7 protein-coding genes, 1 tRNA gene and 1 rRNA gene are annotated in these 12552 nt (G+C 35.1%); 5 read left to right on the plus strand and 4 right to left on the minus strand.

Annotated elements, in window-relative coordinates; translation table 11 throughout:
- Positions 1-332: 332 nt before the first annotated feature.
- Both EDM02_RS03930 and EDM02_RS05700 read right to left on the minus strand, forming a co-directional pair.
- A complete protein-coding gene (locus EDM02_RS03930) occupies positions 333-1865 on the minus strand; it encodes an LptF/LptG family permease (RefSeq protein ID WP_123663263.1) in 1533 nt (510 codons plus the stop codon).
- 188 nt (positions 1866-2053) lie between these two features.
- Positions 2054-2212 carry a hypothetical protein gene (locus tag EDM02_RS05700; RefSeq protein ID WP_184891137.1) on the minus strand — a complete coding sequence of 53 codons (159 nt, stop codon included), beginning with the start codon at positions 2210-2212 and terminating at the stop codon, positions 2054-2056.
- A 105-nt stretch (positions 2213-2317) separates the two neighbouring features.
- Here EDM02_RS05700 and EDM02_RS03935 point away from each other — a divergent pair.
- From EDM02_RS03935 to EDM02_RS03950, 4 genes are all read left to right on the plus strand, one after another.
- A tRNA-Met gene (locus tag EDM02_RS03935) sits at positions 2318-2392 on the plus strand.
- 143 nt (positions 2393-2535) lie between these two features.
- Positions 2536-3225, plus strand: coding sequence for a tRNA (guanosine(37)-N1)-methyltransferase TrmD (gene trmD, locus EDM02_RS03940; RefSeq protein ID WP_123662507.1), 690 nt, complete (start codon positions 2536-2538; stop codon positions 3223-3225).
- A 618-nt stretch (positions 3226-3843) separates the two neighbouring features.
- Positions 3844-5079, plus strand: a complete 1236-nt coding sequence (locus tag EDM02_RS03945) for a ubiquitin carboxyl-terminal hydrolase family protein (RefSeq protein ID WP_123662505.1) — start codon at positions 3844-3846, stop codon at positions 5077-5079.
- A gap of 280 nt (positions 5080-5359) precedes the next feature.
- Entirely contained in the window at positions 5360-5725 is a 366-nt protein-coding gene (locus EDM02_RS03950) for a YraN family protein (RefSeq protein WP_123662503.1), read from the plus strand.
- A gap of 98 nt (positions 5726-5823) precedes the next feature.
- Here the strand turns inward: EDM02_RS03950 and EDM02_RS06225 are convergent, their stop codons facing one another.
- Positions 5824-7263 carry an OPT/YSL family transporter gene (locus EDM02_RS06225; protein ID WP_478210132.1) on the minus strand — a complete coding sequence of 480 codons (1440 nt, stop codon included), beginning with the start codon at positions 7261-7263 and terminating at the stop codon, positions 5824-5826.
- 266 nt (positions 7264-7529) lie between these two features.
- A 16S ribosomal RNA gene (locus tag EDM02_RS03960) occupies positions 7530-9054 on the minus strand.
- A 765-nt stretch (positions 9055-9819) separates the two neighbouring features.
- On the opposite strand from EDM02_RS03960, the gene EDM02_RS03965 reads away from it, so the two are divergent.
- On the plus strand, positions 9820-12120 hold the full coding sequence (locus EDM02_RS03965) for a TcdA/TcdB catalytic glycosyltransferase domain-containing protein (RefSeq protein ID WP_184891138.1): 2301 nt from the start codon (positions 9820-9822) through the stop codon (positions 12118-12120).
- Positions 12121-12552: the final 432 nt, after the last annotated feature.

Genomic DNA, 12552 nt, shown 5'->3' on the forward strand with positions numbered 1-12552 from the left:
AAAGGTATAGAGAAAGGTATAGAGAAAGGTATAGAGAAAGGTATAGAGAAAGGTATAGAGAAAGAAAAAGCTGAAATAGCACAAAAGATGTTAGCTAATAATATGGATCATACCCTTATTGCGCATATTACTGGACTTGATATCTCTTTTATTCATACACTTAAACAGTGTTTATAGCGGCTTATTCCTTACAGTAAGTGAGACATAACGTATTGGCTCAACTTGTTAATTTGAGGCCGTTGCAATAGAAAACAAAAATTTTATAAAAAGCTGCAGTTTTCTATTGCAACGGCCTCATTAAATAGGATTTTCAACGGATTAAAATAGTTTTGTTAAATGAATAATGGTATACTTATTCTTCGTTGGATGATTTTTTTAATCCTTAAATAGACTAGTTGCCAATCGATTGTAAATAAACTAGTACCCCGTTGGGCCTTTATTAAAAATAAAAAACAAAAAGGCAGTACAGTAAAGTTAGCAAGCCAAGCACATATAAAAGGAGAAAGAGTATTTGCGATGGCCCAAGTCTCTCCAAGCGTAGTAAGAATATATTCCAACAGGATAAAAACAAAACTTATCATTACGGATACACCAAAACCACCTCTCCTAATAATACAACCCAAAGGTGCTGCTAATAAAAACATTATAACACACCGCATAGCTATAGCAAAACGGCGCTCTTTCTCAAATAAAGCCTGATTTAAATATTGTTTAACTGCTAATACATGCTCATGTTGCATTGTTAACGTAGTCTTTATTTTCTCCACAGTACGTAAGGCCCGTTGCGTAATCCATTGCAGGGTATCGCCATACTGTTGGCATTTTTTCTCTAGATTGGAAGGCGTTTTGCTTTCTATAAGCTGATTTCTAAATGCTATAAAATCAGCATCTTGAAGCAAGGTTGAACTTTCGAAAGAGGATTGCAACTGATCACCATTATCTGCATTCGATGGTTTAAAAGTATTTTCTGAAATACCATAACGACTAGCCTGTTGTACAAGCAAATTATGGCTATCGTTCCCTTCCTCCACTATTTTTTGCTCTATTTCCTGAATTAATTTTTTTAGTTGTAAATGGTCCCTTGTTCTAGGTTCGCTTGTATATTTCTCATCGGATTTCCTCAGTTTAAGCGCTTCTAGGCTAATTCTTATTTTTTGCTTTAAAAATTTCTTTCTATAGAAAGTTTGCTTTTGATCGCTATTAGAAGATTTTTTATCTGGCAATTTCTCCACATAATTACATCCATTGCTAAGCTCCATAACTAAATAGGCTTCATCTGGTGTAGTGTAAAGCTTACCCTTTTCTGCAATAGTTGCGATTGTTCCATATGTTTTGGTATAATCATACACTATGATACCCTCCATATGCTCATTATCGCCAAGTTTTTTATTTACATGAATACTATATCCTGGTATATTATTACAAATAACACCTTGTTGGATAAACAAAGCAGATTTTTTATTCATGACATCAATTATTAAAGAGAATATTTTATGGTTGGTAGTGGGATGGATATAATCTTGGAAATACAAGAGTACACCGCTTAAAAAGAGTACAAAAACAAAAGGAAAACATAAAATACGCTGTAGAGAAAGGCCTACAGAACGCATGGCCGTGAATTCAAAACTTTCAGAAAGATTACCAAAGACAATAAGAGAGGCTATCAACGCTGCAATAGGAAAAGCATTAGGAAATACATGCAGACCTATATAAAACAACAACTTTGTATAAACCAGAACGCCTAATCCTTTACCTGCAATATTAGAAAACAATACAAAAAACATTTGTATGACCAATACAAACAATACCAATGCAAGTAATAATACAAAGGTAGGTATAAAACTACGTAACAGGAGTTTATCTATTTTTTTNTTTTAGGCAAATTGCTTTCCTCTTCATTAAAATATGATTGCATTCTCGTGAACTCCAGTCTAAACAGAATCATTTAAAAATATTAAATAATAATGGAAAACGTTATCGATCATAAAAATAGAATTTAAAGAAAATTTAGTTACAGATATGGAAGAAATTGTTACACAAAAATATCAATAGATTAATGAACGCCTAATCCTTTACCTGCAATATTAGAAAACAATACAAAAAACATTTGTATGACCAATACAAACAATACCAATGCAAGTAATAATACAAAGGTAGGTATAAAACTACGTAACAGGAGTTTATCTATTTTTTTTATAACGAGGTTACCCATTTTTACAAATTTGTGATTAACTTTATTATAAATATAGAAACAATTTAAGTAGTATGGATACTACAGCCTGGAAAAGACAATGAAATAACGAAGTAGCAAAGAAATGGCGAGGTAGCTCAGTCGGTTTAGAGCATCGGATTCATAACCCGAAGGTCGGGGGTTCGAGTCCCCCTCTCGCTACATACTTCTTATGACCTATGACCAAGGAATACTCAAGGAATACTCAAGGAATACTCAAGGAATACTCAAGGAATACTCAACAGACTTTACATACTAACACATACTAAACATACTTTTTTCTTTTCCTATTTTATATAATTTGAATGAGAATCGATATTATTACCTGTCTGCCTCAGCTATTTGAAAGTCCACTGAAGCATTTCATTTTTCAGAGAGCCATTAAACAGCATTTACTCTCGATTAACATACACAATTTACGCCATTACACCCCATATAAACATGATAAAATTGATGATTCGCTCTATGGAGGGGATGCTGGTATGTTATTAATGGTGGAACCAATTGCTAATTGTATTAGAGCACTTCAAAAAGAACAAAACTATGATGAAGTTATCTATATGGCTCCAGATGGTGAACCGCTTACGCAAGATTTGGTGAATAAGTGTTCTCTCAAACAAAATATAATGGTATTATGTGGACATTATAAAGGAATAGATGAACGCATACGTAAACACTTTATTACACTAGAAATCAGTATTGGAGATTACGTGCTTTCTGGAGGAGAATTACCTGCTCTCATATTAGCAGATGCTATAGTTCGGGTTATACCAGGCGTTATATCAGATGCTTCTTCTGTACTGGCAGACTCTTTTCAAGATGGATTAGTAGCGCCACCCGCTTATACACGGCCTTACAATTATGAGGGTATGATGGTTCCAGATGTATTGCTTTCTGGAAATCACAAAGCTATCCAGGAATGGGCTCAGCAAGAAAAAGTTGCTAGAACAAAAAAAAGAAGGCCACACCTTATCGAAAAAAAAGAAGTAATATAAAAGGTGTCCGTTCACCTGCGTGGTAGCCATATTTTATATATTATGAGGCCGTTGCAATAGAAAACAAAAATTTTATAAGAGAGGAAAATCTATACCCAAGTGTTAGTTAAAAGCCTTAAAAATGACATAAGCCATACATTTTAGTGCTGCAAGCTTATAAAGAACTTTAAATTTGTATAATACAATTGCTACAGTTTCCAGTTTTTTAGTTTTCTATTGCAAGGGTCTCGCTATAAATTTATAGCTAATAAATTTATTAGGTATCCGTTCAATGGTGTGGCAAGGTGCTGAAATTCATAGTAAAAAGGATCTAATGATATATTTATTTTATATTTTACCCAAAAAGTAATTTTTAACGTTTTGTTTTTAAAGTTCATTTACAGTACTTTTATAAAGTACATATGTATTGAACAATTACTTATAAATATCTTTGTTTTAATTTTTTAGTTTATAATCAATAATAGCCACACCACTGAACGGATACATTTATAGCTAAATATTATAATTATTAGAATTTATTTTATATTTGCAGTAGAATGCTTAGCATAAGCAGGTTACACAGCCAAATTTAATGCAAACATTACCACAATATTAAAAACTATATAATAGATATTATCTATGAATATGAAAAAATCTTATTTGCTTAAAATATTAAGGTCATACCAAAGAGGCCTCATTTTGATTAGTGGCTTATTATGCTATGTGATCATAGCAGCAAATCAATGCAGGGGTTCTGTAAGCGGTCCTAAATTAATAGTTAATAATGAGATAAATAATGAAAAAAATCCATACTTGACACAGCTCTCTTTACCTGAAAATTCTCCAAAACGATCTGATACTGCTAATAGTTGCAATAATTTCGTTTACCATCCATCTAGTTCAACTGGTTCAAAAGGTAGCGGTGCACATACAAGTCCGATGCCATCACCTTCACCACAAGCTTCTAATATGCCCTTTTCTGGTATTGCTAATCTTGGTAATACTTGTTACATGAATGCAGTGCTACAAATCATTGCAGCGCTGTATAGCGATGATGTGCGAGATAGTACTCCACTAAAGGAAATCATAAACGAAATCAACAAGAACCCTATCGATTCACAATCTTGCAATGATGGTTATGTAAGGAAATTCACGACTGAACTAGAAGGTAAAGCGGGAACAATGGCACAATCACGACAACAACATGATTCTGAAGAGTTTTTACGTTATCTTAACGAATCTTACCCTTTTTTAGACGAGCATCGCTATAGTAAATATACATTCATTGGTATTAAAGACAAAGAAGGGAAAATGCGAATTAAAAAAAGAAGTAACGAGATGGAACATATAATTAAAATAAATCTAGGGGAAGGAGTAAGAGCCCAACCTTACATCACTCAAATGATTAAATTGAATGCAAAAGAGGTAGTACAGGATACTAATCTAGAAATAGAATTAAATGAATATCGGTTATTAGACGACTACATAAGTTCAAAATTAGATACAGCTTTTCTATTGGAGGCTAATTTGGAGCCTGCAAAAGACGATCTATCAACAGAACATTATATAATTCAGGAAGTAATAGATAAACTTCCTTCTAAACTATGTATACAATTATTACGATATCCTAACCAAACAAAAATAACAGATAAATTTAAAGGAACAGAAGAGATTAGCATTAACGATGCTAATTTTAGTTTACATGGATTTATTGTGCATCATGGACCCAGCCTACATAGTGGCCACTACACTGCTTATGTAAAGCGAAAAGGGGAATGGTATTGGGCAGATGATAAAATCATAACTCGTCTTGATTCATCAGCAGCCATCAAAGCCTCTCAAGAGGCTTATCTTTTATTTTATGCAAAAAAATAGCACTGAGTAACTCACTACTTAGCCCACTTGCACAACAACCATCAATTGTTTATCTATACTTTATAGCGCCTACTTCACAATGATTTTTTTCCATCTTGAGTAGTGCATCAGTCAGATTGTATGATCTATGGATGATTTATAGGCGTTTTGTTTTAGAAAGCATTTAAAACTGAACAGATGCAAGCAATTGATCCAAATCAGCTCTAGTTACGTATAATGCGCTGAACTACTTTACATACTATACTATACTATACTATACTATACTATACTATACTATACTATGCCAATGAAAAATGCTTCTCGAATTTTTGGTCAATATGCAGAAGCTGTTGCAGCAGATTATTTAGTAAAAAAAGGTTTTAGTATTTTGGATCAGAACTTTCGTTATAAACGATTCGAAATAGATCTTATTGTTAAGAAAGATCAACTTATCGTCTTTGTTGAAGTCAAAGCTCGTAAAAATAATTTATTTGGTCATCCAGAAAATTTTGTTAACCAAAAGAAAATGCGTTTTATTCGATTAGCTGCAGCCCATTATTTACGCATCCAACACTACAATAAAGCGGTGCGTTTTGATATTATATCTATTTTAGGAAGTAAAAACGAAGGTATTGAGGTAGTACACTTGGAAGATGGCTTTTATTAAGTATCTGTTCACTGGCGTGGTAGCCATATTGTATAGATTTTGGCCACACCACTGAACGGATACTAATAATATCCTTACCACGCAAGTAAACAGATACGCTATATCATCCCTGAAAAAATGGAAATAATTACCCAGAGGGCTTCTACTGCCAGAATACCTGCGCAGATCGGTTGCGCCTTATCTTTATTTTTAAAAATCAGGGTAGAAAGACTGCCTAACAAAAGCCCACATGTGATACTATTAGGCATAAGTAGCCCCCCCAAAACCATGCTTGGATTTAATTTAATTTTTTTTAACATCCACCCAAACAGGCACCCTAAACTTACAATAGAAAGATTAAAATCTAGGGATTGGAGTAATAATGCTTTTGCTTTACTTCTTTGGGCAAAAAGAGCCTCTGTTCCCAATGGAAGATGGATAAACAGCAACCATAGGCAGATACCAATTCCAAATGAAGTGGCAATCAATCCTATCCACTGATAACGATACATCTTTTTTTGTGGTATACCGCATAACATCCCTGTTTTATANAAAAGCAATTGAGACAATAGGCTAAATTTAAAGTGCCAAAACAAAATGATAATACCAAGGCCGATCCAAACGGTTTCTATTCCCCATTTACGAGAACTGAATGATGAAAAAGAAAGTTTTTCAACCCACCCCCCTACTCCTTTTTGGAGCTGACCTATCCCCTTTCTTACATATCCACTTACTCCTGAAATAAGTTCCCATAGCACCAATCCACTGCTAAAGGTAATAATAAACTTTCCTACTGGTAGAGCGGGAAAAAAGCTGAACGAAAAAAGGTGAAACGAAACAAAGCTTATATGCTCTGCAAGTGGACCGAGCAGTAGATCTTTTGATATTAACCCCACTAAGAGTGGAATAGTAACTGAAAATCCTACACTATAACCAATAGACCACAAACTTGGGATAATGGCGAAAGGGAGCTTTTGTCCCAACAGCGACGGGAATATATAATATGTCTTTGCAATCAATGCTCCAAGGCGCCCAATACCATCACGGATGCTAAATAGCACCAAGGTTGCAAGAATCCCAATTGTCATAGCTTTGGCTTGTTGCGGATGCGTTTGAGACGTTATAACTTGGTGGGTGAGTTTACTAACAGGAAAAGGATATTGTTTCTCCTCAATAAAATGGCTACTAAGTTGTTTCCCAATAATAAGTCCAAGGCCTCCGGCACAGATGCACAAAGCTGCCATGACGGTACAAAAATAAAAGGGAGATTCGATCCATGATTTAAAAACGGTAGGATCAAGAAAATGGAGCATAGGTAATGCAAAGCCTACTCCCGTTGCCAAAATGCCACCCACACTACCGAGGGCTTGCATAGATGCAATGGATTTATTTTTCGAAGCGGTGCTCTGTTTAGATGTAAACTTGAAAATGAAATGGCCCAAAAGCACGAGGGTAGGAGCCATCCACGGACCCATAGTGGTTGTCATAGAGATATAGCTCAAAACAAACGTTGAAAAAAGAGCAAATATAATGCCAACACTGATAATCAATAACTCCATCAAATTCTTTAAATAAACAAACCATCCAATGGTTCGCGCTTATATTTTTACAAGCGTACGGCTGCTACCATGTACTATCAGAAACTGATTTAACCCTTTAGAATAAGGATGCAATATCTTATGCACGTAACATCAGTAAGTAAGATATACCAAATAGTAAGAAAATGCCTAAAATATTATTTTTTTCTATATACCGGGTCTTAAAAAGGAAGAAAAGAACTTTAAAAAAGATGAGGTAAGAAAAGAGGGACAGCAACCCACTCTATAAAGGAGGTGTTCCAGCCACACCTTCCGGTACGGCTACCTTGTTACAACTTAGCCCCAGTCGCTGGTCTAACACTAAACAGCTCCTTTTACGGCCACTGTCTTCAAGCTCTACCAACTCCCATGGCTTGATGGGCGGTGTGTACAAGGTCCGAGAACGTATTCACCGCGTCATTGCTGATACGCGATTACTAGCGATTCCAACTTCATGGGGTCGAATTGCAGACCCCAATCCGAACTGAGACATGCTTTTAAGATTTGCATCTTGTTACCAAGTAGCTTCCTTCTGTACATGCCATTGTAGTACGTGTGTAGCCCTGGGCATAAAGGCCATGATGACTTGACCTCATCCTCTCCTTCCTCCCGCTTACACGGGCAGTCTACTTAAAGTCCCCACCATTACGTGCTGGCAACTAAGTAAAAGGGTTGCGCTCGTTATAGGACTTAACCCAACACCTCACGGCACGAGCTGACGACAGCCATGCAGCACCTTGTATTCCGTCCCGAAGGAACCCTCAATTTCTCGAGGTTGCAAAATACATTCTAGCCCAGGTAAGGTTCCTCGCGGATTAACGAATTAAACCACATACTCCACCGCTTGTGCGGACCCCCGTCAATTCCTTTGAGTTTCACCCTTGCGAGTATACTCCCCAGGTGGATCACTTAACGCTTTCGCTTGAACACACACGATATATCGTGCATATCTAGTGATCATCGTTTACGGCGTGGACTACCAGGGTATCTAATCCTGTTTGCTCCCCACGCTTTCGTGCCTCAGCGTCAGTTAAAGACCAGTAAGCTGCCTACGCTATTGGTATTCCTTATGATATCTAAGCATTTCACTACTACACCATAAATTCTACTTACCTCTTCTTAACTCAAGTCTACCAGTATCAATTGCAGTTCTAGCGTTAAGCACTAGGATTTCACAACTGACTTAATAAACCGCCTACGCACCCTTTAAACCCAATAAAACCGGATAACGCTTGCACCTTCCGTATTACCGCGGCTGCTGGCACGGAATTAGCCGGTGCTTATTCTTATAGTACCCTCAAGAACCTCCGCAGAAGCTTTTTTGTTCCTATACAAAAGCAGTTTACAACTCAGAGAGCCTTCATCCTGCACGCGGCATGGCTGGTTCAGGCTTGCGCCCATTGACCAATATTCCCTACTGCTGCCTCCCGTAGGAGTCTGGCCCGTATCTCAGTGCCAGTGTGGGGGACCTTCCACTAAGAACCCCTACCCATCATCGCCTTGGTGAGCCATTACCTCTCCAACTAGCTAATAGGACGCATGCTCATTTTACACCGCCGGAGCTTTCATCTTTTTAACAGGCGTTAATAAGATTATATGGGGTATTAATTTCCGTTTCCGGAAGCTATGCCCCAGTGTAAAGTAGATTGCATACGCATTACGCACCCGTGCGCCGGTCGCCGGCAACACCGAAGTGTTCCGCTGCCCCTCGACTTGCATGTATGAGGCCTGCCGCTAGCGTTTATCCTGAGCCAGGATCAAACTCTTCTTTCTATTATTAATGTATTCCCAATTATAACATCGGGAATGATTTTTTTGAGTCACACACTTCCCTCTTCTCACTAAACTATATCCAGTGAGCTTCTTACCTGCATCAATTTCAAAGAACTATAAACAATCAATAACCATTAGCCACTCGTTTAGTTGTTAATGGCTCGACTGCTTATGGAACAAAGGTACATACTTTTTTGAGATTTGCAATAAACTTTTCAATAAAAAAGAAAAGCAAGTATGCTTACACTTATGGCGGATCGCTGAAATATCGGCTAGACGTAATTGACCGCTTTGTTTGAGTGACACAATATGATTATAATTAATTAAATGGGATTATTAACACAGGATAGATATGATAACATATTTATAAACAGGTTAAAAACGTTATTAACTAACGAAGATAAGTAAGAAGGCGGCCTTACAAAGGGTAAAACAAACAACTATTTGATCTCAGATCGTGCGTTCTGCTTTCCCAGCTTTAGAAAACATTCCTAAATTCTTTCGTCGTTCCTGATTTTCTTTATATTGTATATATACCTTTCATTAGCAATTCCAAAAAATTTTACTAAAAGGTTTCTTCTGTTATAAAAATTCTAGTTTACTTAAAGTTGATTAACCGCTATATGTAAAGCATCAAATTTATTATAGTACAATATGTTTAGGATTGTTTTTCAAATCTCGTTTACCATAATGTGGTTAGTGTGTAGTTTTTTTGTTTCATGTAACACATATAGGCATGAAATGAAAACTAAAATTAAACTAAATATGCAACACATACCTACTAGCAATTCTAGCAGTCCGGATTTTGTTAGAGGATTATTAGATAATATTCAAAATTTAAATAGTAGATATTTCACAGCTGCTTATGCTAGAAAAGTTCAAGATTGTTTAGATAATTTAAAAAGAGATAATATTACTCAGGAAGAAAAATATCAAGAAATTAACGTGCTACGTACAATAATCAAAATCGCATGTTGGAATAACCAAATGGTTAATATTAGTACAAAAACAGAAATAGAAGAACTTGATAAGAAATTAGCTAAAGTACAATTAGAAGTTTATAATACTTTAAGTTCACCCGTGCCTAAAGAGCTTCACTTTATTTGGTTAGGCAGTCCACTAGGAAAAATCCAAAAAAGCTATATTGAAACATGGTATCAAGTGAATAATGGTGATGGATACCAAATTAATATTTGGTATGATTCACAAGCTTTAATAGTTTATGAAACCAATGAGAAAATCAAAGAATATGTTAAGAAAAACTTCCCAAGTAACTATATAACACAAGTTAATGATTTACAAGATCAGTTGTTTAATGCAATAAATAACTCCTGCGAGAATCCTGATGTTATTCGTGTTCGCTTTCTTACGCAGGAAAAGATAGTAACAGAAAAAGAGAATTTTCAAGACAAATTAGAACAGAATCAACAAGCAATTAAAGAATTCCAGCAGCAGAAGCATAACTTATATAAAATAAGAGATATACGTACGGATGGCAAGATAGATGCATGGACTTTAAAAGATCCTTATAACCAAGAGTTATCATTAAGAATGAATTGCGCATCAGCATCAGATTGTGCTCGCTTAGAAATTATAAAACAGTACGGAGGCATTTACATTGATGTTGATCTTCTTCCGCCCTTTCAGGAGCATATAGATATATTTTCAGATTTTAAAAATCTAGAAGACAACAAGATAGAACTGAATAGAGTGCTATATACTGTTCAAACAGAGCAGTTACTTAACAATGTTCCAGCAGCATTGAGATTGGATGGTAGAAATGATTTATCAAATCATTATTTACATATGATGTATCCCCCCCCTACGGGTATTTTTTTATTGTATCCTAGTAGCTGTATTAGTAGCGAAATGAGTAGAAAACAAATAGAAATAAACAGAAAACATACACAGATATCCATAAAAAAAGATATAGCATATTACTGGAAATTAAAAGAAATAATACAATCCATACAATATACATCAAACAACATTTCATCAAAATCTATTAAAGAAATTTTTGCTCCATTAGGTGAAATAAAAATTATGAAGAATCATTTTAGGACATCTAGTATAGGATATCTATGTAATAACTCATTTATTGCAACTCATTGTGATACAGGTTCTGAAAATAATGATATTACAAAGCTTATCAAAAAGATTTCTGGTAACTATGCGAGGCTTAAGAAGATTGGAGATAAAAAAAATATCACAAATCTGGATATAAACTTTTTGTCTTATAGAAAGGATGGATTGGAAGCCGGATCTAGTGCAACTGTAGCAATATCTGGACCTGCCGCTTACAACTCATTTTATAGAGAAAACTTTCAAGAATCTTACAAAGAAAAGCTTCCAGATAATATTGTTTATCAACATATACCAATTTTAATGTTATATCCCAGTAGTAATTATGAAAATAATATACAACTACCTAATGCATTAAAATACAATACATGGACGGAAGAAGATGCTACCTGTTCATGGATGATAGATAGTGATACGCAGGTGCTTAAAAAGGCTAAAGATAGTAAGATTTTTAACTTCGTTGGTATTAACAATTTTAGGCCCAAGCATAACAAAGTGCTCATATTAGAATTTGGTAAAAAGAACAAAGAAGGTAAAATTATGCGCTCTTTTATTAGTGAGCAGACTGCAAGTTTGCTATATGCGCGCACTATAAACAGCAAATCACGTTGGATGTGTTGGGATGGAGAAAATTTTATACATATTACTGGTGAAAAAATTTCATTAGATGAAGAAAGTGAAATAAAAATTGTTCACTATCCTTTTAATGTAGAGGACAAGATAGAAAAGGTAGAATCAGAAGCCATAATGAACGTTTCGAACGTAATTCAAATTTATTGGACTTTGTCTGATGTTAAAAATAAAGCATTAGGTAGCGTCAGTTTTGTAAATACTGTTTTAGATGGCACGCTACTCATAGAAACCTACATGACGATACAACCAAGCATGTTTCACTGGTTTAGATATGATTGGGCTAAAAAGTTAGCAAAAAATACCGATAAAGCCACGTTAACTGTGACAATACTACCAGCCCCTTTATACTAGCTTCTATATTGCACGCACTTAAAAACTGGCATTGCATTATTAAATTAACCCGCTATGCTTAATTCAAAAACGCACTTATTGCAATTTTTGAAGCCCTAGCCGCTGGAATAAAGGATAACTAGAAAACAAAATAATTAAAAATGTGCACATACCCAACACAGATATATTTATTGAGGCCATTGCAATAGAAAAAGCGAAATTGCTTGCTTCAAACTTTTTATGCGGTAGGAAAGATAAAATAATTGTCACTTATCATAAAAACGAAAAAGCAGTTTTATTAAAACATAATTAATATGACGTACCCAAATTTAAATTTTTTGCATGCGCTTCCCTAACCTTACAATAGTAATTTATTGTTTATCAATCTAAAGATTATGTGTGTCTTAAACACACAGTAATATATAGTTGAAGCAAACTTAAAAGTGTGGCATT

The sequence above is a fragment of the Candidatus Cardinium hertigii genome, from assembly GCF_003788695.1.